General features: G+C 35.1%; 20 protein-coding genes. 7 read left to right on the top strand and 13 right to left on the bottom strand.

Annotation, left to right across the window (positions count from 1 at the left end; translation table 11 throughout):
* Positions 1-720: 720 nt before the first annotated feature.
* The gene (gene lip / locus JN168_RS12480) at positions 721-2955 is read right to left on the bottom strand and encodes a YSIRK-targeted triacylglycerol lipase (RefSeq protein WP_279525934.1); all 2235 of its coding nucleotides are present in this window, start codon (positions 2953-2955) and stop codon (positions 721-723) included.
* A gap of 536 nt (positions 2956-3491) precedes the next feature.
* On the bottom strand, positions 3492-4820 hold the full coding sequence (locus tag JN168_RS12485) for a sodium-dependent transporter (protein WP_042737561.1): 1329 nt from the start codon (positions 4818-4820) through the stop codon (positions 3492-3494).
* Between the two features lie 304 nt (positions 4821-5124).
* On the opposite strand from JN168_RS12485, the gene brnQ reads away from it, so the two are divergent.
* Both brnQ and JN168_RS12495 read left to right on the top strand, forming a co-directional pair.
* Positions 5125-6432, top strand: coding sequence for a branched-chain amino acid transport system II carrier protein (gene brnQ, locus JN168_RS12490; protein WP_042737562.1), 1308 nt, complete (start codon positions 5125-5127; stop codon positions 6430-6432).
* A gap of 333 nt (positions 6433-6765) precedes the next feature.
* Positions 6766-7137 (top strand): iron chaperone, encoded by a 372-nt coding sequence (locus JN168_RS12495; RefSeq protein WP_042737563.1) that lies wholly within the window; start codon positions 6766-6768, stop codon positions 7135-7137.
* A gap of 186 nt (positions 7138-7323) precedes the next feature.
* On the opposite strand, the gene JN168_RS12500 is transcribed toward JN168_RS12495, so the two are convergent.
* Together JN168_RS12500 and JN168_RS12505 are read right to left on the bottom strand one after the other, a co-directional pair.
* Entirely contained in the window at positions 7324-8064 is a 741-nt protein-coding gene (locus tag JN168_RS12500) for an alpha/beta hydrolase (protein WP_042737564.1), read from the bottom strand.
* Between the two features lie 186 nt (positions 8065-8250).
* Positions 8251-8772: a hypothetical protein gene (locus tag JN168_RS12505; protein ID WP_229366847.1), complete on the bottom strand. Its 522-nt coding sequence runs from the start codon at positions 8770-8772 to the stop codon at positions 8251-8253.
* A gap of 246 nt (positions 8773-9018) precedes the next feature.
* On the opposite strand from JN168_RS12505, the gene JN168_RS12510 reads away from it, so the two are divergent.
* Both JN168_RS12510 and JN168_RS12515 read left to right on the top strand, forming a co-directional pair.
* Positions 9019-9747 carry a poly-gamma-glutamate hydrolase family protein gene (locus JN168_RS12510; RefSeq protein ID WP_042737566.1) on the top strand — a complete coding sequence of 243 codons (729 nt, stop codon included), beginning with the start codon at positions 9019-9021 and terminating at the stop codon, positions 9745-9747.
* A 158-nt stretch (positions 9748-9905) separates the two neighbouring features.
* Positions 9906-11126 carry a pyridoxal-phosphate-dependent aminotransferase family protein gene (locus tag JN168_RS12515; RefSeq protein WP_042737567.1) on the top strand — a complete coding sequence of 407 codons (1221 nt, stop codon included), beginning with the start codon at positions 9906-9908 and terminating at the stop codon, positions 11124-11126.
* 433 nt (positions 11127-11559) lie between these two features.
* Here JN168_RS12515 and JN168_RS12520 read toward each other — a convergent pair whose 3' ends face one another.
* The 9 genes from JN168_RS12520 to allC form a co-directional block, all read right to left on the bottom strand.
* Entirely contained in the window at positions 11560-12777 is a 1218-nt protein-coding gene (locus JN168_RS12520; protein WP_042737568.1) for a CynX/NimT family MFS transporter, read from the bottom strand.
* 102 nt (positions 12778-12879) lie between these two features.
* Positions 12880-13839 carry a carbamate kinase gene (gene arcC, locus JN168_RS12525; protein WP_107511750.1) on the bottom strand — a complete coding sequence of 320 codons (960 nt, stop codon included), beginning with the start codon at positions 13837-13839 and terminating at the stop codon, positions 12880-12882.
* Complete coding sequence (locus JN168_RS12530) at positions 13832-14623, bottom strand: oxamate carbamoyltransferase subunit AllH family protein (protein WP_042737570.1); 792 nt, start codon at positions 14621-14623, stop codon at positions 13832-13834. Before JN168_RS12530 ends, arcC begins: the two co-directional genes overlap by 8 nt.
* Positions 14620-15885 (bottom strand): YlbE family protein, encoded by a 1266-nt coding sequence (locus JN168_RS12535; protein ID WP_107579356.1) that lies wholly within the window; start codon positions 15883-15885, stop codon positions 14620-14622. Before JN168_RS12535 ends, JN168_RS12530 begins: the two co-directional genes overlap by 4 nt.
* 1 nt (position 15886) lies before the next feature.
* Complete coding sequence (locus JN168_RS12540; protein ID WP_279525935.1) at positions 15887-17647, bottom strand: acyl-CoA synthetase FdrA; 1761 nt, start codon at positions 17645-17647, stop codon at positions 15887-15889.
* 15 nt (positions 17648-17662) lie between these two features.
* On the bottom strand, positions 17663-18712 hold the full coding sequence (gene allD / locus JN168_RS12545; protein WP_279525936.1) for an ureidoglycolate dehydrogenase: 1050 nt from the start codon (positions 18710-18712) through the stop codon (positions 17663-17665).
* Positions 18713-18958: 246 nt separating this feature from the next.
* The gene (allD, locus tag JN168_RS12550; protein ID WP_279525937.1) at positions 18959-19990 is read right to left on the bottom strand and encodes an ureidoglycolate dehydrogenase; all 1032 of its coding nucleotides are present in this window, start codon (positions 19988-19990) and stop codon (positions 18959-18961) included.
* 15 nt (positions 19991-20005) lie between these two features.
* Entirely contained in the window at positions 20006-20794 is a 789-nt protein-coding gene (allE, locus tag JN168_RS12555; RefSeq protein ID WP_279525938.1) for a (S)-ureidoglycine aminohydrolase, read from the bottom strand.
* A gap of 167 nt (positions 20795-20961) precedes the next feature.
* Positions 20962-22194: an allantoate deiminase gene (allC, locus tag JN168_RS12560; protein WP_042737576.1), complete on the bottom strand. Its 1233-nt coding sequence runs from the start codon at positions 22192-22194 to the stop codon at positions 20962-20964.
* 175 nt (positions 22195-22369) lie between these two features.
* On the opposite strand from allC, the gene JN168_RS12565 reads away from it, so the two are divergent.
* From JN168_RS12565 to JN168_RS12575, 3 genes are all read left to right on the top strand, one after another.
* Positions 22370-23215: an alpha/beta hydrolase gene (locus JN168_RS12565; protein ID WP_232138722.1), complete on the top strand. Its 846-nt coding sequence runs from the start codon at positions 22370-22372 to the stop codon at positions 23213-23215.
* Positions 23212-24471, top strand: coding sequence for a Zn-dependent hydrolase (locus JN168_RS12570; RefSeq protein WP_042737578.1), 1260 nt, complete (start codon positions 23212-23214; stop codon positions 24469-24471). Before JN168_RS12565 ends, JN168_RS12570 begins: the two co-directional genes overlap by 4 nt.
* 121 nt (positions 24472-24592) lie before the next feature.
* The gene (locus JN168_RS12575) at positions 24593-25192 is read left to right on the top strand and encodes a histidine phosphatase family protein (RefSeq protein WP_042737579.1); all 600 of its coding nucleotides are present in this window, start codon (positions 24593-24595) and stop codon (positions 25190-25192) included.
* Positions 25193-25290 lie beyond the last annotated feature (98 nt).

Genomic DNA, 25290 nt, shown 5'->3' on the forward strand with positions numbered 1-25290 from the left:
AAAACTCAATTATATTAGACTTAAGTTAACAAAGATAAAGAGGGGTGAAACAATAATGGAATTCATCATCGATATCATCAAAAAATTAATCGAAACTTTCTCTAAATAATTTATAGTTAATCATACTTAAATAGCTGAAACATTTTGTTTTTCGACTATGCAAGCGTCTGAGACATAAAGTTTTCGGACAAGTATAAGCAGGCAATTTCTATTGAAATAATATAGAAATTGCCTTTTTCAATATTTTTTTGAAATAATACGGATTAATACCACGAGTATGTTGGCGAGACTCCTGAGGCTCCTGATGGAACAAGACAAGCTGAAGACTACAGCCTGAAGCTCTCCCCTATGAAAGTGAGCCAACAATACTAGATATTGAATAAAATTGGTAGTAGATAATATTTCAAATATTTAATAATTGGTATGGCAACACTATAAAGTTAAATTTAGTAAGAAAATTTAAGCAGATGGTAATTAAACATCACAAATCATTTTAAAGTATGTTGGCGAGACTCCTGTGGGAACAGGACAAGCTGCTGCCCCCTAGGAAAGCGAGCCAACAATACGAAGATACCCAATAAAAATAGGGTAGCTGTGATTAGCTACCCTATTGATTATAATTATGAAAATAATGTCTTAAGTACATTAAATAATGAACCTAATAATTCGAAAATATCTCCAGTCATGTTAATCCCTCTTTCTTAATTTATACTTGTTATTTTAGGCGTCTAATTGTTCACTTCTTACTAATTCATCGGCGATACCGTGCCAGAATTGTTGTAATTCCACGCTATCGTGAGTTGGGTCAGTAGCATCTTGTCCAACAAAGTCAACGTGATCCCAACCATGTCTTACTGGTGTTACTTGCCAAACACCTTTTTGAATTTCATCAGTAGCATCAACATATGCTTGATTATTTGGATGTTGAGATGAAACAACAGATACAAGTCCATCATTTTCTCTCCATGACGTATTAGCTGTTTTACCAATGATATTACCAGTAAGCGTAAATGGTAAGAACATATTTAAATCAGATTTCTGACGGCCAAATAATGTCGGTCTTGTAGATTCACCTGTATATGTTTTATAGACAATATTTGGATTGAGAGAAGTATTAGCATTTAATTTTGCAGCACCTTCTGTACTTAAATCATATAAACCATTGTCTTGCGTTTTCCATAACTTACTATTTTGTACACGTTTAACGTAATCTAAATAAGATTCGCCCTCTTTTTGTTTTAATCCCCATTGGTTTAGACCAAAATCAGAATGTGAATCTGTGTTACCTTTAAATTTCACATAATCATAAACAACCTGTCTAATAAATGCTTCATTACCTAATTCATCTGACGCAACTGTTCCATTATGTGGTGTACCAAGCGTAGTAATCGAAGTAATCATATTATCATTGCCACCTTGATAAAGTGGTGAAATTTCACCACCGTGTTCTTTCTGGTAAGCAATTTCCTCTGGATTACCATTGCGCAGTAATTCTTCTAATTGTCTAACTGTTTGACCACCCATACTATGCGCTACCAAATGTACTTTTTGTCCTGGTTGCCAATCTTTGTAGACACCCTCATATGTTTTTCCGTAACGTTCGTGTCCATATTTTTCAGCGTGAGCAGCACCGTAATCTACTGTTCCACCTTTAATGTAATAATACAATTCAACAGCTCTGTCATAGTTACTACTCAACGCCCCAATACTTGCTTCATACGTTTCATAACCATTGTCTTGTAAATCTTGTCTAATGTTTAGTTTATCTCCACCCCAATAATGTGAAAGGATTGGTGGATTTATATCATCTGTGAAACCGTTGAAACCATGCACTAAAATAATTGGATCATCATTCTTATATTGACCTTGTTTTGCTGTTTTAGTAGGTTGTTCATTTGTTTGTTCACTTGTTTGTTGTGTTTGTTTTGGTACAGTAGCTACTGCACTGTCTTTGAGTGCTTTTAGTGTTGAAGTAGAATCTTCATCTTTACTATTATCCTGTGAGCTATCTGTAGATTGTAATTCACTTTGAAGTTGTTCAAGTGATACAGTATCATTTTGTTGACTGCTATCAACCTTTTCTGACACAACTTGTTGGTTATCTGCTTCCACGCCAGTATTATCTTGGGTCGCAACTATATCTTCATTAGCTACATTTGCATTATTTGTTTGAGTTAATTTATTATCTTGAATTACATTTTGTGGACGTTCTACTTTACTCTGTTGGTTAGTTGAAGTTTGCTCTTGTGTATCTTTCGTTGTTCCTTCTGCCTGTTGATCTTTTGTTGCTGTATCTACCTTATCTTGTTCGTTATATTCTGGATCCACTGGTGATTCTGTTGATTTTGTTTGATCCTCTTTCGTTGTTTCTTCTGCCTGTTGATCTTTTGTTGCTGTATCTACTTTATCTTGTTCGTTATATTCTGGATCCACTGGTGATTCTGTTGATTTTGTTTGGTCCTCTTTCGTTGTTCCTTCTGCCTGTTGATCTTTTGTTGCTGTATCTACTTTATCTTGTTCGTTGTATTCTGGATCTACTGGTGATTCTGTTGATTTTGTTTGATTCTCTTTTGATGTTCCTTCTGTCTGTTGATCTTTTGTTGCTGTATCTGCTTTATCTTGTTCGTTGTATTTTGGATTTACATCGTTAGTGGTTAAATCACTTTCTGCAGCCACATCTTGTGCATTATGTACATCCTTTTGTGACGATGACTCAGTAGTTGCATCTTTACTGTTTTCTTGGTTTATATCTTGCGTATTATTTTGATTCGATTCGTCTGATAAAGAAGTATTAGTATTCACTTCTTGCTTAGATTGTGTAGCGTCAACTTGTTGTTGCTCTTCTTCAGCAGCTTGTGCAGTTCCTGCCCCTAAAAATAATAAAGCTCCAATGAGGATTGACGATGCACCAACACTAAATTTTCTGATACTGTATTTATTTTGTTTTTTCTCCATCTTAGACACCTCTTAAAAATATTCAAAATTACACTCTTAAAACCCAACGCATTTTAAATAAATAAATTAACGATGAAGCGTGGTAATAATTCAAAAAACTTTCCGATGAGAGCTTCCATAATTTTACCTCCTTTAGAAAACGCTTACATTTACAAAGAAAAATTTTATTTATTAAAAGTATTAATCTATAATTTATATATTCGTATACTATAATTAACAATTAATTGCTTCTAATAAATAATTTATTAAAATTGTACTAAACTGATAGTTAAATGTCAATGAAATGACACAATTTAATTTTATACAACTATTACCAGTTTATTGCTGATTTAAACAACATATTTAGCTAATTTAATTTGCAACGATTGATTCAATATACTTCATACTCATTTTACTGAAGTAAATTCTTTATTAATAAACTACTACAAAGTTTTAGTCGAATTTAACCGTCATCAACTGCATATAAAAAAGTGCCAACAAAGCGCAATACTTTGTCGGCACCTACCTATAACTATTAATAAAATAGAGTGTTATCTTTAAATAAATTGAACAACAAATATCAAAATGATTACAATCGGCAATACAAATTTTATTAAGTAATACCACGGTGCAAACAATTTAAATTTATCTTTACCAAAGTGTTCAACTAAATCTTCTTTGCTAAGCACATGACCTACAACGAGCGTTGTCCCTAATGCACCTAATGGCATTAAAATATTTGATACTAAGAAATCCATATTATCGAAAATTGTACCCGCTGCAAAATGAATACCACTCAAACTACTGAAGGATAGTGTTGCTGGAATACTGATAATAAATACTAATAAACTAGCATAAAATGATACCGATTTTCTTTTACTGTTATCATTTTTAGTGAAGTTAGATACGTTCAACTCTAATAATGAAATAGAAGACGTTAACGCAGCAAACAAGAATAATATCAAGAAGATAAAATAGAATGTAGAACCAAGAGCCATTTGATCAAATACTTTTGGCAATACTTTAAACAATAAACCTGGGCCATCCGTTGGCTTGTAACCAAATGCTGCAATTGCTGGGAAAATAGCTAGCCCTGCAAGTACTGACACCAATATATTCATCGCTACAATAGATACTGCAGATGTTTTAATCGGCATCTCTTTTGAAGCATAGCTCGCATACGTAATCATACCTGTAGTTCCAAGTGAAAGTGTAAAGAATGATTGACCTAAAGCAAACAAGATACCTTCCATAGTGATATCTTCAACACGAGGTTGTAATATAAATTTCAACCCTTCCATTGAACCACCTAACGTCAATGATTTTATAACTATGACAATTAAGAAGATAAATAGTAAAGGCATCATAAATTTCGAAGCTTTTTCTAGTCCTTTTTCAACGCCCATCATGACTATAATCATAGTTAACAAGATAAACACACCTTGTCCTATTATCGTCAATAACGGACTTCCAATAATGGATTCAAATTGAATATCTCCAAGTTTACCACCTTGGAATGATAATAATTGCAGTGCTACATTAAATATATAAATGATAATCCATCCACCAATAACACTGTAAAAACCAAACAATACAAAAACAGCTAAATTACCGTTCCAACCAATGATATTCAACCATCTTTTTTGTGTTAATTTCTCATAAATTTTAGTGGTATATGTTTGTCCCATTTTACCAACAGTAAATTCCATAACTAATAATGGTAAACCTACAAAAATTGTAAATACTAAAAACATTAATAAAAAGGCGCCACCGCCATATATACCTGCCATATATGGGAATTTCCACATTGCGCCTAGTCCTATTGCAGAGCCTGCACTAGCTAATATAAAGCCAGTTGAAGACTTCCATTGTGATTGTTTACTCATAACCCTACATCCTTTATATTTTACAAAACTTTATTGCGTTAAAGCGTTTTAGCGATATAGATTATACTATATCATTTTTCTACTTTCGGCTCAATAGCGTTTTTATTAACACAAAAATGACATACCTTCATTTACTCTTTTATAGCCCTAATTCTCGCTGAAAATGTACAATTTGTGACTATATGTAGTTGTAATACTTTAAATATTAGAAATTGTCTGAAACTTCATTGAATTAAATGGTATTCTGTGTTAAAGTATTTTGTGTTTTGCGCAAGTAAATATCCTTGAAATTGAGGTAATCATAATGAATAAACTAATATTAATGTCTGGTCTCATGTTATTTTCATTTTTCTTTGGGGCTGGAAATTTAATTTTCCCACCGATGCTTGGCTATACTGCCCAAGATAATATGTGGATTGCGATGGGCGGCTTTGCAATAACTGGTATTTTATTACCTTATTTAACCGTCATTGTTGTCGCATATATGAATGGTGGCGTGGAGAGTATTGGTAATAAAGTACATCCAATATTCGGCACTATTTTTGCAGTATGTATATATTTATCAATAGGTGCACTTTACGGCATCCCAAGAGCTGCCAATGTAGCATATGAAATAGGTACGAACCATGTTTTACCTGTACATAACCATGCAACTTTAATCATATTCTCTGTTATATTTTTCTTTGTTGTATACTTTATCGCATTATATCCTAGCCGAATTATAGATAATTTAGGAAAATATCTAACACCTATATTAATTATTATAATTGCGATCCTGTGCATACTCGTTATTTTTAATCCAGAAGGATCAATCGGACAAGCAACTGGTGACTATGCGAAAACACCAGTCGTATCAGGAATCTTACAAGGTTATTTCACAATGGATCTCGTAGCCGCATTGGCATTTTCAGTTGTGATTGTACAAATGTTTAAAATGCATGGCATCGAAGATCATCGTACATTAGTAAAAAATGTAATTAAAGCAGGTCTTATTTCTGCTATCTTATTATTATTAATCTATTTTGCACTTGCTTATGTTGGAGCAACAACGAGTCACGCTGGTTTCAAAGATGGCACAGGCATTTTAACTTTTAACTCATTACGTGTATTTGGCTCACTAGGTAATTTAATTTTCGGTATCATTGTTATACTCGCATGTTTAACAACTTGCGTCGGTCTAGTCAATGCATGTGCGGCTTTCGCCATGAAAAAACTGCCTAAAATTTCATATAAAATGTTTGTACTTATCTTTTCATTATTAGGTTTCTTAGTTTCTACACTAGGTTTAGACTTAATTTTACAAATTGCAGTACCACTATTGACGTTCATCTACCCAACTTCTATCGTATTGGTAATTATTTCATTAGTGAGTATTTTCATACCATTTGATTTAAAATTTGCGTATATTTTACCAACTATAGTCACTTTAATTATTTCAGTATTACAAATTGTTAGTGACTTTAAGTTAAGTTCAGCCATCTCAAATTTATATCATGCATTACCATTAGCCGATATCCAACTCGCATGGTTATTGCCATTTATCCTATTACTTATTATCGGCTTAATTATTGATGCATTATTTCAACATAAAAAACGAAAAGTAACGGTGTAACCACCACAACAACACAATAACTTATCTAACTGTCTATTTCGGTAACAAGCTCAAACTAGTGCGCAAAACAAAGCACTTAACCGTGGCATTTAGAGCAACTCTTAAAGGTATCAAGATCCTTGAATTACTCATTTAACATATTCAAGACTTGATACCTTTTGTCTATCTATTATGAATTAATTTAAACAACATGATTACTATATATTATTTGAAATCACGCTATTTACCATAAGCGGTGTTACTAGCCCATTCTGTTATGCTATAATCAAAGAAATATTACACATTTACATGTAAAGATATAATTATTTCACTTTAAAAGGAGCTGACATTTACTTGGACTTATTTAAATCATTTCTCAATACTTTAGAAACAGATTCTCAAAAAGACACCATGATCCAAGTATTTCAATGGATGAATGACACATTTCCAAAACTAGAGACAACTGTGAAGTGGAACCAACCTATGTATACTGATCATGGCACATTTATCATAGCGTTTAGTAAGGCTAAACAACATTTCTCAATCGCACCTGAAGCGAAAACTATGTCCCATTTTTCTGAACGCATTACAAATGCAGGGTATTCACAAACCAATAATTTATTCAAAATAAAATGGACACAGGATATTGATTTTAATTTATTACAAGATATTATCCAATTTAATATTGATGATAAACAGAACTGTGATTCATTTTGGAGAAAGTAAAGCAGTATAGCGTCTTAAATGCTAAGTAATGCATAGTTCGCACTTAACATGCTAAAGACAAAAATATGCTACTAATTAATAAAAGACAATTACTACTTTATCTTCACCGATAATAGTAATTGTCTTTTTTGTTGAGCTTAGATTCAAACCAATAAGATCCATGATATTTACACTCATTTGTATTTTTTATTCATAATCTTCTAAGAAAGCAATAATATCCCGTTCTACATCTGGGCGCCCCTCTCCATGCGTCATAAGATGTTTCGAATGTGGATATCCAGAAATTTCCTTGTCATTATGTTTAATATGTTCATAAATGTAATTTGCACTCTTTGCATAGGACTGTTCGTCTTGTTCTCCATATTTAATTGCAATCGGTGCAGTAATATCTTCTAAATTTGCCATCACTTCATCTACGAGCAATTTAAATTTCTGTAACTGTGCATGATAACTTTCAATCATCGTCAATTGTCTGGTTACCTCTTCCTCAGATAACCCTACTAAATCACCCATGCGTTGGCAATAATATGTTAAGCGCGCTTCTAATCCTGCATCATCTTTACTAAATGGTGTCGACATGACAACTACTGAGTGCACATCAGTCGTTTCCGCTAATTTCAACGATAAGATACCACCTAATGACACACCACAAACACTGATTTGTTGATACCCTTGCTCTTGTAAAAAGCGATAGCCAGCTTGTGCCGTTTTCAACCAATCATCCGTATTGTACTCTAGTAAATCTTCTAATAACAAACCATGACCTTCATATGCTGGTACATAGCACGTATAGCCTACTTTATGTAATTTATTCGCTAATAACTTCACATCTCTTATCGTACCGGTAAAAGAATGTAACAGCAATATCGCGTGACTTGCCTCCTGCTGTTCTAAAAATAAAGAATTTGGTGCTTTTACATTTATCATCTTTTGTCACTCCAAATATTAATTTCATATACAAGTTTAAGCTAAAAAATTCAATCGCACAAAACAATTCACCTCATTTATTGATATGACAATAAATAAACGTTGCTTCAATTTGAATGTTCATACTAAATTAAAGCAACGCTATATTGAAATGTTTTAATACAAATTATTTTAAAGACTTAACAACTAGAAAAATTGTAGTTCATAAACAGATTTATCATTATACGTATTAAAGCTATCAATCTTCCCGTTCAAGTGTAAATATTGTTCCTTTCTACTCACATTATGTTTATATGTTATCTTGATATTTAAATTCGAATCATAGCCTTCATTTTTTATTGTATTTTCTATTTCAGAATATACATCCTTATTAATTGGCAATAAATATCCCTCTTTACTAGGTAATATATTAATATATTTACGTTGCAATACATCATCATCACCTAGGTAAATTTCAACTTTTATATTTTTAGCAGCCCCACCACCAAGATTATATAATTTCATATAATCTTGTTCAGACTCACTATCAATACCTGTATTGGTAAGTTGTAATTGACCCTTCTCACGTGTAACAAGAATCTGATTGAAGCTTAACGCCGGTATAAAACTAATCTTCATTTGATAAAGTTGTATACTTACTGATACAAAGTAAAACAAAGCCATGACAAAAGTTCCAATCGAGCCAATAGCCGATATAATATTAATCATTTATTATTACCTCCATGACATAAATTTTCTAATATTCATTATAAAATCAAGCGTTCCCCACTTTTTAGAACTTACTTTTTTAAAAACATGGTTAATTTGTACGTTACCATGCTACATACCATATATCATTATCAATTGTAGAAAAAACCAATATATCCCTTTAAAAATAAAAATAATTTATTAATTTAATAATAATATGTTAACATATTTAATGTGTAATTAAATTTTAAAATACAGGAGAATTCAATGGCAGAAAATACATATTTTTTCAAATGGTTTTTTAAAAAAGAATTATATATCATAACCTTCACTTGTATGTTTATTTACCTTTTATCAGTCTTTTCTAAACCTGTATATGCTGACAGTTATGCTTCAATGACCGAACTGATGAATGATACAGAACAGGGGATTGACTGGAATTTATCGTATGACAAGCGTTTTGGCAATACGATAATTGCAGCTGTACATGGTGGCAATATTGAACCTGGTACAACAGAGGTTTCTAAATTAATCGCCAACAATGGATTTTATAATTATTATAGTTTTGAAGGTATTAGAACGACAAATAATGGGGAATTGCACGTAACATCTACAAATTATGACGAACCAACTATTTTAGATATGCAACAACAAATGACTAAATCCGTTATGATACATGGCGCTAGTGGTTCAGACTCAGTTGTTTACATAGGAGGAAAGGACGAGCCGTTAAAGAGCTCAATCAAGAAGCAATTAGAACTCAGAGGATTTAATGTTCAACCTACCCCTCGATATTTAGAAGGAGATTCCGATGCCAATATTGCGAATCGTAATGCTAAAAATGCAGGCGTACAGTTAGAACTATCATTAGGTTTACGTGCTTCATTTTTTAATAATGGGGATTTAACACGCTTTTCAAGAGAAGATGAAACAAATTGGAGCCCTATCATGCATGAATTTGCTGACGCGATAACTGTAGCTATTTTGCAAAATTAATAATATTTATCATTCACTTCGTCATATATGTGTGTATATCATTTTTGTAATATTCAAACAAATAAACCTTATTAATTCATCAATTTTGACGAATAATGCTTGTTACCATTCATGTATAATATAAAATGACGGAATTTAAAGAAAATGAGGTTATAAATATGGATGATTTGAAGATTAATAAACGATTAATTATGACACCAGGTCCTGTAAGTGTAGACCCTCGTGTTTCTCAAGCAATGTCTAATTCTATATTAGGTCAGTTCGACTATGAGTTTGTTGGTATAATGAATGAAACAATGGAATTGATACGCCAATCTTTTTTGACTAACAATCAATGGTCATTCCCAATTGATGGTACAAGTCGTGCTGGACTAGAAGCTGTCATTTCTAGTGTTGTTAAACCTGGTGATGATGTACTCATCCCGATTATCGGACGTTTCGGTTATTTATTCACTGAACTTGTCACTAGAGCAGGTGGTATTGTACATAATATTCAAAAACCTATGGGCGAAGTATTTGAACAATCCGAAATAATAGCTGCATTAGATGAAATCAAACCAAAAGTATTGGCTATTGTACACGGCGAAACATCTACGGGACGTCTTCAACCTATTGATAAAATTGGTCGTGCATGTAAAGAACGTGGCATTTTATCGGTAGTAGACGCAGTAGCAACATATCAAGGTATGGTTATCCCTGTTGATGAATGGGAACTTGATGCAGTTGTTGGAGGCGCTCAAAAGTGTTTATCTATCCCTTCAGGCATAACACCAATTACCTTTAATGAGCGCTTTAGCGAAGCAATTAATCGTCGTAAACGTGTCGAACTTGGTATACGTTCTGATGAAGTAGTCGAACAAGAACCTTTCATCCGCAGTAACTATTTAGATTTAACCCAATTACAAGACTACTGGAGCCCTAAACGCTTAAATCATCACACAGAATCTACAACTTCAATTTATGCATTGAACACAGGATTGAAGCTTGCACTTAAAGAAGGCATCGAAGCTCGTGCACAACGTCACGCTTTCCATCAAACAGGCTTGAAAGCTGCACTTAAAGCACTCGGACTTGAGATTTATGGTGATGAGGAAAATGAAATGAAAATGGTAATCTGTATAAAGATACCAAATGGTGTAGATGATGCTACCTTTAGAGAAGGTTTATTAAAGCACTATGGTATTGAAATCGCTGGTTCATTCGGAGATCTACAAGGTAAGATTTGGCGAATTGGCATAATGGGTTATGCTGTAGAAAAGCAAAATATATTAACTTTCTTATCAGTATTTTCACTTTACTTAGCACAACAAGGTGTACCTAATTTAGAACCTGAAAAAGCACTTACTACATTATTACAACATTACGCAACACAAGATTAATCCTTTTTGATTTACATCACACATGTATGTCTCGTAGATTAATTGTATGAATTACACATTTTAAATTTAAAATAATACGCGCCCTTAAATGAAATTAATCGTTCATTTAAGGGCGCTTTTAGAGCTATAATACACATATCAACTGAACAATACTCAACAATGTCTAACCAAAAGCTAAACCAAACATGATTTTAATACTGATCATACTATTACCATTCACGGTAAAAAATCCTCACCAATAGCTACTGTAGTATTGTATAGTGATGCTTCTTGTGAATTAACATAATAAATAAGCCACCCACTTCCAAATATCCTTAGAAAGTGGGTGGCTTAATAAGTTGTACAGTAACTCTATCGAATCACAACAACCTTACTTCGACGTAATATCGCTATTACATTACAAACTAATTAATTTTTCAACTTGACTCTTTTGTTATAATGATTCATCTTCTATGACACGTCTCTTAGAAGCAGGATAACCAAATGCAAAGAATAGCACTGACATTACAAGCAAGGCAATGATTCCAGAAATCCAACTACCTGTTGCATCATGAAGATAGCCGATTAAAAATGGACCTACGGCAGCTATCAAGTAACCTACTGATTGACCAAAACCAGATAAAGAGATGCTGCCCTCACTTGTTTTCGCTCTAATTGAAAAGAATGTCATACATAAACTGAAACAAGCGCCCATCGCAAGACCAGCAATAACAATCCCTATAATAAGTAGTACTAAAGATTGTGTGAAGAATAAGCTAAATCCTACTATGAATAGTAACGTAATAATAATTACTAATATGCGTTGATCCTTTAACTTAGAAGCAATAATCGGAAAAGTAAAGGTCATTGGTACTTGTGCGAACTGATTTAACATGAGTAAATAACCCGCAGTTGATGGATCTAAACCTCTATCTACTAAAATTGATGGTACCCATGCAACAACGGTATAAAACACCATTGATTGGAAGCCCATAGTTAATGCCACCATCCACGCTAATTTAGAGCGAGTGATTTTAACTTTTTTTGGTTTAACCGTCTCATTAGAATCCATAGCTGCACGTTCTAATGTTGCCCCTTTTCGAGCTTTTGGCAACCATAATATAATGGCCATAATTGCCAAAACAATCCAAAATGCTAAAGACAATCTAAATCCTAAAGGTGATATTTGTGATAATGGAAAGCTCAATCCTCCGCCTAAACCTGCAGTAAAATTCATCGTCCCACTATAAATTCCCGTCGCCACACCAATTTGCAATGGAAAATACCATTTTACATAACTAGGCAACATCACATTCCCAAATGCTATGGCAATACCCAATACAACTGTACCAATAATAAACAGTGTAAAATCACCTGCAACACGAAGATAAAGGGCAAATATGAGTAAAATTGTTGAGTACAATATCGTTCGCGACATCGTCAGACGTGCTGTTACTTTAGAGACAACCGGTGATACAATAGCAAAAATAACAAGCGGTATCGTTGTGAGTATACCTGCAACACTATTATTTATCTCCATCACATGTTTTATCTCATCTACTACTGGACCTACGGAAGTAAGTGGTGCACGAAGCGTCGAAGCGATAAATACTATCGCTATAATCACGCCCCAATTCTTATTTATCTTATTCACATGAGAAGGATCAGTCATTTTATATCACCTTTCTTTGTAATCTTGTCATATAATAAGTTAACGAATCGACCAAATACATAAGCTTTGACCGATTCGTATCCAAATTAACTTTACTTAAGTTTAATTTACAACTTCAGTACTCGCTTCTAGCACGATGCGTGTACCTGCTTTTCCTTCTAATGCTTCAATTGCATCATCTAATGAACAAATGATGGCCTCTTTACCCATTTCTGCAAATTGAATCGCTGCTTCAACTTTAGGTAACATACTACCTGCTGGGAATTGCCCCTCACTTACATATTGTTTAGCCTGTTCTACTGAAATTGTCTCTAGCTTTTCTTCATTCGGTTTACCGTAATTCACATAGACGTTAGATACATCAGTCAGCATTACAAAGGTATCAGCATCAACTTGTTGTGCTAACTTTAAACCAGAGCGATCTTTATCAATGACAGCTTCGACACCATGTATCTTACCTTGGATATCACGATACACCGGTATACCTCCACCACCAGATGAAATAACAATCGCTTGATCAATAAGCGCCTTGATTTGATTCACACCATGAATCACTAGTGGCTCTGGTGATGGAACAACACGGCGATATCCTCTTCCTGCATCTTCTGCCATAACAAAGCCGTGCTTTTCTTCTAAACGTTTCGCTTCGGCCTCATCAAAGAATACTCCAATTGGTTTTGTTGGATTTTTAAATGCTGGATCATCTTTGTCAACTTCTACCATTGTCAATAACGTTACTACATTACTTTCTATATTTAAAGTCTCAAGATGATTCTTTAACGCTTCTTCCATCATATATCCAATAAACCCTTGTGATTCTGCGTTACAAGCATTGATCGGTAAAGGTTCTACAATATCTTTAGCCGCTTCATTTTGAGCGATGATATTACCTACTTGCGGTCCATTACCGTGAGTAACGACTACATTATGTCCTTGTTGCTTTAATTCTGCCATCTTTTTAGTAGCAGCACTGATATTATTATATTGATTTTCGTATGTCGCTTCTTGCTTTGGTTGTAAGATTGCATTTCCACCTAAAGCAAGTACTACTCGCTTACCCATACGTTCCACTCCTTAACGTTAATGCTACAAACACACCATACAATGTATCTTTCCCTGATGATGACCCTACTTGTATTAAGCGATCAATATTGTCTGGTGTTGGTTCTGTTTGTAACACTGATATTTTCGAACTAAATAGACCTTTTTGTGCACATTTTAAGAAAGTTTCACTGACAAGTGTCGTTAATGTTTCTCTCAGTAGTTGCTTTAAAATAATTAAATTATGATTTCTAATATACGGATTGATAAAATGAATGAACAACATACCTGTTAAAATATCGTCACCTGTTGGTGTTAACCCTTGTCCTCTACCGATAATAAAGCGATAGTAACGTTCCACTTCTTCAGAACTACCATGTGCTAAAGCGTAAATAAAGCGTCTTAAATATGAACTATTAAAATCACCTTGCTCATATTCAGAGAAATCATATTTAGCAACACATGAGCGTAGTTGTGTCACCTGATCGCTCATATGTGCTTCAAATGAAGCGAGTTGCTTCACTTTCCAAACAAGTTGACATTCAGCATCGATATAAATCGTATTCGCACTCACTTTAATCGTTTGCTGTTGATGTACTTTACCTAGTAATTGATCACGTGTTTGCGCGTCAATTTGAATACCAAATGGGAATGTGCCATTGTCATCTGTTCCAATAAATATAAGTTCCTGTCTATGATTAACGATATTAAATCCTTTTTTAAAAATACTATGCACATAAAATGTCTCACGTTCTTCTAGTATTTCCTGGGCAATACCCCCAATTGCAAGCGCTCTATAAATCACGCCTTAAAGCCTAATTTTTCTGCATAAGCAGTGATTGCTTTTTCAAAACATTCAATTGGTGGGTGTACTGTACCTGCTCCAATTTGACCGTATCCAGCAATTTTATGTGCGATACCTGTGTTGATAACAGGTGTGATGCCTGTTTCAACAACTTTACGAGCATCAATTCCAAGACAAGCGCCTTTAAAGTTCCATGTTGGAATAACGAAATTCGGATTTTCACCAATACAAATTTCAGTCATATCATTACTGATTTCTAAAGCATCTTCAAATCCACCAGTACCAACAAATCTTGTTACAGCAGGAGCTGCAATCATTGCCATACCACCTACACCAATAGTTTCAGTGATAGCTGAATCACCAATATCTGTATTAGCATCATCTGCAGAATAACCTGTAAAGTATAATCCTTGTGGTGTATTAACAGGTGCTGTAAACCATTCATCGCCCATTCCAGCAATACGAACACCAAAGTTTTCACCATTACGACACATTGCCGTAACAACCGTACCATGTTCAATTTGACGTGCTGCGTCCATCATAGCTTTACCTGTTGCCATTGCAATATTTAGGAAGAACTGATCCGTATCTGCTAAAAATTGCAGCACTTCAGTACGTTGTGCTGGCTCTACATCTTCCAACGAACTGATGATTGGTGTAACTTCCTTCAAGAATGCTAAAGAGGCAGCAATGTTTCGTTGATGGAATTCATCTCCCATTGCAATTGCTTTGGCAATTAACACATTTACGTTTAAACCTTCATCCATTTGTCTTAAAGCTTTACTCAATACTGGACCTAATACATCTTTCATCCAGTGCAAACGATTCACGACTGTTTCGTTATAAGCACCAAAACGTAAAACCGCACCAATACCTTCATTCATTTGGCAATATGCTTCATTTCCACTTTCTCTATTCTCAACGACTAGAACTGGCATATTCGCAGAAGTGATACCACCCATAGGCCCAACGGCATTTACATGGTGACATGGAATTAATGTAATCTTTCCACCTTCTAATAATTGTCTCGCTTCTTGCTCATTGTTAGCCCAACCTTCGAACAAAATAGCGCCTACACACGAACCTTGCATTGGATCCGTCATGTTTTCATATTTGATTGGCGGTCCAGCATGTAATAATACGTGATCAGTCAATTCTGGAATTTTTGATTTTGCAGGCACAACATCCACTAAGAAAGGTGCTGCTGAAATCATTTTATCTATTACAGCTTGGTTTGCTTCATCTATTGTTTTGTAACCCATCTTATACCGTCTCTCCTTCGAAGTTATTTAAGTATTGGAGTACTTTCATTAATTTTTCATTTCCACCAGCAATAGGTCTCCAATTAAATTGGACAACTTGTGCATCGCTTGATTGAATTGCTTCAGTAAAACTCTTCAATCCAATGTTAATCACACTAGGTTTAACATTGATTAAATTCATAATTTTATCGTCTACAGATAAATCAACTGGATCTGCATCAATTTGTTTCACTTCTAATTGTGGTTGCTCAACTGTACTACCAATTAAATTTAATGCTGTACGTACCATTTGATCATTTGTATCACAAACGATAGCGCCTGCAGCTTTTAATGTTTCAATTTGAGCTTGATATCCTTGATAATCATGTTCTGTACCCACTACAGTCGCTAATACTACAAGAGAACGACCGTCTGCTTTAACTTTGTTTAAGATCTTTTGAATTGTAGGTGCAAGTTCACTCGCCATATCATCATGACTACCATAACCAATCACGTTGTCTAACATAATAACTGCAGTAGCAGGATCATCTGAAGATGTTTCCAACATTTCAATACGTTTTGAAGGATCAATCATTGGATGTGGTTTGCCTTGAGTGTAGATGTCATCACCCAAGTCAATAATCTCGTGGTTACCGCCTTTATATGCGAATCCTTCCGGTGTTTCGCCACTAGACAAATCACCTAATGTATCTTTAACGAGCATTGCAGCTTCAGATGCTAATGTTCCACCAGAATAGAAACCTTTGATACCATCTTGCTTGGCTGTTAGATTAGCTGATATATTTTCAAATAATCTTGATTTAAAGTTTGGTGTCTCTCCATTTGAAAGTTGCACTGATACACGTGCTGCTTCTTCTAATGTATAAGCATGGTAAATATTTGTTTCCGTATAAGTTGGTTTTGCTCCAAGGAATAAAGTAACTACTGGTTTTTCTATATTTCGTAACACACTAAGTACTTGTTCCTCTACTTCTTTAGCTGGTGGTTTAGAAATTACTGTTATAACCTTTACAGTAGGATCTTGATTCAATGCTTTTATACTGTCTAACATAGTAATTGCCCCGACTTCAGATGATAAATCTCTTCCACCTGTACCGATAGCATTTGTAACACCTTTACCTTCGCGGTCAATGATTGTTGTCACTTCTTGAATACCAGTTCCAGAAGCACCGACAATACCAATATCACCTTCGTTAACAATATTCGTAAATGCGAGTGGTAAGCCATGGATAATACCTGTACCACAATCAGGACCCATAACGAGTAATCCTTTGTCATGTGCTAAATTTTTTAAACGTGTTTCATCTTCTTTTGCTACATTGTCACTAAACATAAAGACATTTAAATTATGATTTAACGCATTTTCAGCTTCCATAGCTGCATATTGACCTGGAATCGAAATCAACGCTAAGTTCGGATTATTAGCTAACTCTAATGCACGAGACCAATTCGAAGCTTCATTGTGCTTTTGCTCTTGATCATTACTTTCTGCCTTACCTTTTAGTTCTGCCTCAACTTCTTGATCGACTTCTTCAACTTTTGCAGCATCTTCAGTGTCAATGACGATTACAATATCGTTCGGCTTAGCATTTTCTAATTCTGCTGTTCCTAAACCTGATGATTTGAAAATATCTTTATTAGCAGGCGTTCCCATCATTATTGAAACTTTATTTACGCCTTCTATCGCAGATAATTTATTCGATAACAACATAAGCACAATCGAATCTTGGTACGTGTTTTCTTTAATAATTGTGTGTAACATTTTATTCCTCCATTATTATTCTGCAAATCTATTTTTGCCGTGATATCTATCGTAATGTACATCTTCTGAGACTAAATAATCATAAATGTCATCGACAATTTCGATGCCATCCTTATCATACTTGTCACTGCGCAATCTTCCTCTTTCGCCTGGATAGAAAATTTCTCCATATCCTTCAGCTGCAGGTTGCGCTTTAAGTTCATCTAACATTGTAGATATATTCTTTTTAAATTCATTTAAATCTGTGAAGAATGCTGGATTAATAACGATATGTAATTGCCCTAAGTCACGCCCTTTAGTCAAGTCCTTATACATGGATGACACGTGGACGCCATGTGGCACACCTAATAAACTACCTGACAAAATATCGACCATCATCATCAATCCATAACCCTTTGGTCCTGCTACAGGTAATAACGCGTGAACATCTCTCGAATCAGTAGTTGGTTCACCTTTAGCATTTACAGCCCATGTATCTGGTATAGATTGATGTTTCGCTCTCGCATCTAACACTTTGCCCCATGCTTGTACAGTCGTTGCCATATCGAACGTAATGATACGTTCGTCATTTGAAGGTGAACTAAACGCAATTGGATTCGTACCAAAATATGGCTCTGTTCCACCAAACGGCACTACCATAGGATCTGATTGACACATACTAATACCAACCATATCTTGCTTGGCAGCCATTTCGACAAAGTAACCTAATGCGCCACTATGAGAAATATGCTTAACACCAACCACCGCAACGCCATTTTCCTTGGCCATCTCAATGGCATGTTCCATCGCTTGCTTGGCAGCTTGATGTCCCGAACCATTATCGCCTTCAAATACTGCTGATGACGGTCCCGTCTGTTCAAATTGATAGTTTGGATTTGTCGTGATACCACCTTTTGCGATACGTTCGGCGTAGTATTCTACTCTGACTGCACCATGCGAATGAATGCCTCGATGATCTGCAAATGTTAGAACATCAGCAACATCACTAGCTGCATCCTCGTTTAAACCTGCCTTTTGCAATTTTTGTTTCATTAAATCAAATAAAGTTTCTTTAGTTAAACGCACATCTTTACCTCCTTCAATCATTTGGTTAATCATTAATCGTCATAAATTTCATTTTATGCAATACTAAACAAGTTCAGTTATTGCCACTTAACTTGCAATACTGATCGCTAATCTACATATGCTATAACGTTAATAGCTATCTCTAACACGCATGCAATAAAAAAGAAGTTACTCAGGATGTTCAATCATTTACTATCAAAAGATAAAATTCATTAAATCATCCTGGTCACTTCTATATGCTTTAAGTTAATAAATTTCATCCGAAATCAAGTATTCATAAATACTTTGTGCAATCGGTATGCCACTTTCAGCGTAACGCTGCTTTACTGTTTCTTGTATTTCACCTGGGTAATATACTTGATCGAACCCTTGCGCCGGATCGATAGCATGTAATTCATTTACCATTTCAGTAATTTGGTTCAAGAACTGTTGTTCATCACCAAAGAAAGCTGGATTAATCACAATGTGAAATTGTCCTAACCGTCTATATTGACTCAAATCTTCATACATTGAACTGACATGTTTGCCGAATGGTAAACCTAAGAGACTGCCTGCAAGGATATCAATCATCATCATTAAGCCGTAACCTTTCGGCCCTGCTACTGGCAGTAACGCGGATACTTTATATGGATCGGTCGTCGGCTGACCTTGCTCATCTACTGCCCATGTCTCAGGTATAGATTTATGTTTAGAACGCGCATCCAATATTTTCCCCCACGCTTGTACTGTTGTCGCCATATCAAATAGTAATGGTTCACCCGACTGACGTGGTGCCGCAAAGGCAATTGGATTGGTACCGAAGTATGGCTTGGTGCCACCAAAAGGCACAACCATTGGATCTGATTGACACACAGTCAACGCTACCATTCCCTCGTATGCAGCCTGTTGAGCATAGTAGCCTATTGCGCCACTATGACCAATTTCTCGAACACCTACGACACCAATACCATTTGATTTCGCAAGTGAAATTGCTTCTTTCATTGCTTCATACGCTACATAATGACCAACTGTATTATCACCGAAATACGTACCTGTTGAAGGTCCAGTTTGCGTGAATTTGAGCTCAGGTGACAAATTAATTCCTTGCTTCATAATACGCTCAGCATAATATTGCATTCTGACAGAGCCGTGAGAATGTATGCCCCGCTCATCTGCAAACAACATTAAATCTGCTGTCTTATTTGCATAAATCGCTGGCAAACCAGCTTTGGTCAATTTCTCTATAAATAACTGACGTAATTGCTCACGCTCAACGTATACTAATGACTCTTCATCCATCCTTAACAACCTTTCTTAAATTTCCATATCTCTATTAGCATCTTTTGAATAGATGTAAGCAAAAGGTTCATCTAACCCTACTGCGTATGTTGCTTGTGGTGAATAAGCCCCCATGAAAATATAATCACCTTTATCGACTGGCATCCATTCATTATCTAAGTTGTACATGCCACGTCCACTTAAAATATATGCGCCATGCTCTTGAACATGCGTTTCGATATAACCATGAGAAGCACCAGGTTCAAATGATAAAATATGAATATTCATGTCATAAGCAAGTTCTTTAGGAAGTAAATCTATAACTTTCACTTCAGCCATACCTTCATAAGGTTCTTGTTTCATTTCATTCACATTACCTGTCACGATTTCAGGCTCGAAACCTGCTAATGGCTGATAACGTTTTTTGTATAAAAATACACGACTATCATTATTTTGATTACTATTTTCAAATGTCATTACTAAATGTGGTGGAACATATAAATAGCCACCTGCACTTAATTCATACTTTTTATCTCCAGCATATGCTTTGATATTTCCGTATTCAACATAGATAAATGTTTGTACGCCATCGCCACCAAAACCTTGTTTATTACCGCCTTGATTTTTAAGTGTGACAATATAATCTACAAAACGCGCACCTAATCTTGGTGAACCCATAATTGTTACGTCACAATCTTCAAATCCGGGAACGACATTATTTACTAGCCCATCCGGTGTAATTACTGCATAATTATCTTTCTTAATTACTGAGCGCGTTTCTAATAAACCTTCTCTATATCCTTGATTATGATTGATATAACCCATAAATATTCATGCTCCTTTGTCTTTTTGATAAAACCTAGTTATTATTGTTGCGTGTTATTTACATTCTATTTCTTATATATCTTTTGAATTTCAATATATAAAGCGCTTATAAATTGAACTATAAACGCTTCATATATCGTTAAAATATTGAAAAGTGTGACTATTAATTATTCTTCATAAGCCAACTGATACAATACTTGCTTTAATACTTCTATACCTTTAACTAAATCGTCTAACTTTGTCTCTTCTTCTACGTTATGACTTACACCATTGATTGAAGGAACGAACATCATTGCAGTAGGGACATATTTTGCAAATATTTGAGAGTCGTGACCTGCACCTGACGGCATTACTTTACAGTCCGCTTGACCAACAACTTGTTCTGCTGCCTTAGTAATTTCTCCTACTAAACGTTCATCCATCAATGTCGGCGCTTCGTCCATCCATAAGTCTATGTCACACGCCACGCCTTGCTCTTTAGAAATCTGCTTAATACATGTATCAATTTCCGCTGCAAATTGATCAAGCTCAGCTTGATTAATATGTCTACAGTCAATAGAGAACGTTACTTCTCCTGGTACTACATTAACTGTATTAGGGACAGGATCAACACGACCAAAGGTAATCACCAACGGATCGCCTATCTCTTCGGCACGTTCTGTTAACGCAACGGCTATCTTGCTGAATGCAACTACAGCATCTCTTCTTAATCCCATAGGTGTAGTTCCTGCGTGGTTTGCTTCACCTTTTAAATTAATTGTGTAGCGCTTTTGACCTACAATGCCTTCTACGATACCAATCGTTTTCTGTTCAGTTTCAAGCACTTTCCCTTGTTCAATATGTACTTCTACGAATGACTTCACGTCACTATAATTATTGTCAGCCGTTCGATAATCGAACCCTGCTTGATGCATTGCGTCTTCGAATTTGACACCTTCTGCATCTGCAATAGATTCTACTTCTGACTTTTCTGCTAAATTGAAAAAGTTTTTACTTCCCCAAAATGCAAACGGGAAACGACTGCCTTCCTCTTCTGCTAATGCTAATATTTCTAATGAACGTAATGGTTGACCATGTGTTGCCTTCAATGATTCCATCGCAACTGTTGCTGCGAGGACACCGAATTGTCCATCGAGATGGCCACCTTCAACAACTGTATCGATGTGTGATCCAGACATAATTATTTCCTCTGGATATTTACTACCTTCGATACGACCAATTAAATTTCCAACACTATCAAAACGTGTGTCGAAACCTTTTTCATTTAGTGATTCTCTTAAACCATGTACAGCATTTGACCACTCTTTCGTATAGAGTAAGCGTGTGATGCCACCGCCTGCCAATCCACCATAACTAGTGATTTTTTTGTCTAAAGCTTCAAAAGAAGATCGGATGTCCATGTATTTCAACTCCTTTGCTATGTCATATTTAATTATAAGCGTTTACATTTTTGTTATCATTCACAATTCTTACAATAATAAGCACTACTTTTATTCGATTTATACAAATACTTCTACAATTTTCTTTGAGATACTATAATTAGCTAAATATATCTAAAATAGGGGGCTCATCACTTTGACTCAACAAACATCAAGCTGTCTAACGACAGATGGTTTTTCATTACCATACACTACTATTACTGCTAAGCAAGATGATGTTAAAGGGGTTATCGTTTATTATCATGGAGGTGGTCTGATTTTTGGACAACCAAATGATTTAGAACAGGCATATATTGATATACTCACTGAAAATTATCACTTAATACTTGTTTCTTATCGCTTAGCTCCGGAAAGTAATTTAGAAACCATTATCAGCGACGCGTTGCTCAACTTTGATCATATACAAGCAACTTATCCAGAACTACCGCTGTTCACTTTCGGTCGTTCAGCCGGAGCATACTTGGCGATGCTCGTCGCCTTAAACAAATCAGTCGCAGGTGTAATTGATTTTTATGGATATGCACGCATACATACACCTGCTTTTTTAACAGCTAATAAACAATTCCAAGCACTATCATCACAATTATCACCTAATATCATCAATCAGCTCATTCAAAAGGAGCCGTTAGTCACTGGACCAATTCAAGCGAGATATACAATTTATTTATATGCTAGAGGACAAGCTGAATGGATTAATTATTTGGGTATTCAATCTTCTTCACAACAGCAATTTAATATTTCACCACAACAATTAGAATCTTTTCCACCTACCTTTATCGTTCATTGTACTGGAGATCCAGATGTGCCGTATAGTGAAAGTGAACATATTCATCGCTTTATAGAAGAAAGTCATTTCGAATCCCTATCCTTAAATGAGCATGATTTTGATAGAACATTTAATGAAAAAGGCATCGCAATTTACCACAAAGTAGTTCAATTCCTTAATCAAGTTGTCCAACATTATGGAGGAGATAACCAATGAATATAGATAACGTAATTGATAATTTCCAAACATTTAATAACTTTGCACGTAATACGTCGAATGGTGGTATCAACCGGATTGCTTTTAGTCATCCTGAACGGTTAGCAGCACTTAAATTTTCAATGCTCTGTCAAAAGGCTGGATTAGATGTATATTTTGACTTTTTTGGAAATGTAATTGCTCGCAGAGAGGGTAAATATCCTCATTTAAAACCCATTGTATTAGGTTCGCATATCGATACGGTGAAAGATGGCGGACAATATGATGGATTATTGGGGGTTTTAGGTGCCCTTGAAGTAGTTGAACATTTAAATGAACATCAAATTGAAACAGACCACCCATTGATTATTATCGCTTTCGCTTGTGAAGAATCGACACGTTTCAATGAAGCTACTTTAGGTAGTAAATATTTAACTGGCAAAATGACTAAAGAAGACATGAAAGATATACATGATAATGATGGCAATATTTTGTACGATATTGTGGCACCCTTGGCACAAGATATGAATGGAAAAACAGCACTATTTGAACGCAATAAAATCAAAGCCTTTTTAGAATTACACATTGAACAAGGTCCTATTTTAGAAAATAATAACAAAGATATTGGTATTGTTACTGACATTGCCGCTCCGCACCGTTTCAAATTACAAATTCAAGGCGTGACAAGTCATTCAGGTTCCACACCAATGCCCATGCGACGTGATGCATTGACCACTGCTGCAGAAATCATTCTAACAATCGAATCCATTGGTAGGACTTATCATGCGCAAGGTATCGTTACAACGGTAGGATACACCCAAGTATATCCTAATACGATGAATGCCATTCCTGGTGAAGTTACATTACTTATAGATATTCGTGGTAAAAAGCAAGCTATCAGAGAACAAGTTGTAAATGAGGTTAAGCAAGCAATAGCAGAAATTACTGAACGTCGTTTACAAAGCTATCAATTAGACGATTTAGGGCAGGATCAGCCACGTAGCTTCAATCAACAAATCGCCCAAATTACTGAACACAGTTGTATAAATCAAGATTATAGTTATCGTTATATGTATAGTGGTGCTGGTCATGATGCAATGAATTTCGCTCCAATCTGTCCAACCAGTATGATTTTCATACCTTGTAAAGACGGAATCAGTCATTCTCCAAAGGAATCCGTGACATCTGAGCAAATAGCAAAAGGCATACAAGTACTTATCGATACAACGATTGAATTATCAAAGTTAGACATTACATTAGCCACAAATGAATCCTAATATAAAAAACCGAGTTCCATTATTGAGACTCGGTTTTTTATTTTTGAAAATATTACAAACTAGTGAGACACTATGAATCATAGAGTAACAGTTAGATAATCATATTACGAGGTTGATGATAATGACATATATTAGCTTTATAAGACATGGAGAAACTGCATGGAACACTGCAGGAAGACTACAAGGGCGCACAGATATCCCCTTAAACCAAAACGGCGAACTACAAGCAAAAGCATGCGGAACATTTCTAAATCCAAATGATTGGGATATCATTATTACAAGTCCTTTAAAAAGAGCACGTAAGACTGCTGAGATTATTCAAGACCATCTCAACATCCCTCTTATTGAAATGGAAGAATTTATAGAAGTTGGTTTCGGAGAAGCAGAAGGTTTAACATTTGCAGAGCGAGATCAATTATACCCTGAACGCAACTACCCTAAAAAAGAACACTCTAACATGGTAACTGCTCGCTTTTTAAAAGGATTAGATAGAGTAACTCAACAATACAAAGACCAACATATTTTGATTGTTTCACATGGTGCCTTTATCAATGCAATTGTTTACCACTATACGAACGGACAAATGGGGACTGGAGTGTCACGTTTAAATAATGGTGGTATCACAACATTACATCTAAGTGAGCGTTCAGGTGAAATTGTTAGCTATAATGAAATCAGTCATTTAAACCCTCAAACATTAACAAATAATAGCAAAATATAATAATTAAGAATCCGCTACGTATAAGCCAATTGCGTATTGTTAACCACAATGTAATAGACTAGCCTGTGATATCAAAAGATATGCTCTAGTTACATCAT

This window comes from Staphylococcus gallinarum, from assembly GCF_029774255.1.
In the GTDB taxonomy this organism is placed as follows: Bacteria; Bacillota; Bacilli; order Staphylococcales; family Staphylococcaceae; genus Staphylococcus; species Staphylococcus gallinarum.

What these genes read in the sequence shown, in the direction of transcription:
- JN168_RS12485 (WP_042737561.1), bottom strand. Translation starts at nt 4,820, where the DNA reads ATGAGTAAACAATCACAATGGAAGTCTTCAACTGGCTTTATATTAGCT.
- JN168_RS12510 (WP_042737566.1), top strand. Translation starts at nt 9,019, where the DNA reads ATGGCAGAAAATACATATTTTTTCAAATGGTTTTTTAAAAAAGAATTA.
- brnQ (WP_042737562.1), top strand. Translation starts at nt 5,125, where the DNA reads ATGAATAAACTAATATTAATGTCTGGTCTCATGTTATTTTCATTTTTC.
- allC (WP_042737576.1), bottom strand. Translation starts at nt 22,194, where the DNA reads ATGGACATCCGATCTTCTTTTGAAGCTTTAGACAAAAAAATCACTAGT.
- allD (WP_279525937.1), bottom strand. Translation starts at nt 19,990, where the DNA reads ATGGATGAAGAGTCATTAGTATACGTTGAGCGTGAGCAATTACGTCAG.
- JN168_RS12540 (WP_279525935.1), bottom strand. Translation starts at nt 17,647, where the DNA reads ATGTTACACACAATTATTAAAGAAAACACGTACCAAGATTCGATTGTG.
- JN168_RS12570 (WP_042737578.1), top strand. Translation starts at nt 23,212, where the DNA reads ATGAATATAGATAACGTAATTGATAATTTCCAAACATTTAATAACTTT.
- JN168_RS12575 (WP_042737579.1), top strand. Translation starts at nt 24,593, where the DNA reads ATGACATATATTAGCTTTATAAGACATGGAGAAACTGCATGGAACACT.
- JN168_RS12520 (WP_042737568.1), bottom strand. Translation starts at nt 12,777, where the DNA reads ATGACTGATCCTTCTCATGTGAATAAGATAAATAAGAATTGGGGCGTG.
- JN168_RS12500 (WP_042737564.1), bottom strand. Translation starts at nt 8,064, where the DNA reads ATGATAAATGTAAAAGCACCAAATTCTTTATTTTTAGAACAGCAGGAG.
- allE (WP_279525938.1), bottom strand. Translation starts at nt 20,794, where the DNA reads ATGGGTTATATCAATCATAATCAAGGATATAGAGAAGGTTTATTAGAA.
- lip (WP_279525934.1), bottom strand. Translation starts at nt 2,955, where the DNA reads ATGGAGAAAAAACAAAATAAATACAGTATCAGAAAATTTAGTGTTGGT.
- JN168_RS12515 (WP_042737567.1), top strand. Translation starts at nt 9,906, where the DNA reads ATGGATGATTTGAAGATTAATAAACGATTAATTATGACACCAGGTCCT.
- arcC (WP_107511750.1), bottom strand. Translation starts at nt 13,839, where the DNA reads ATGGGTAAGCGAGTAGTACTTGCTTTAGGTGGAAATGCAATCTTACAA.
- JN168_RS12505 (WP_229366847.1), bottom strand. Translation starts at nt 8,772, where the DNA reads ATGATTAATATTATATCGGCTATTGGCTCGATTGGAACTTTTGTCATG.
- JN168_RS12535 (WP_107579356.1), bottom strand. Translation starts at nt 15,885, where the DNA reads ATGGGTTACAAAACAATAGATGAAGCAAACCAAGCTGTAATAGATAAA.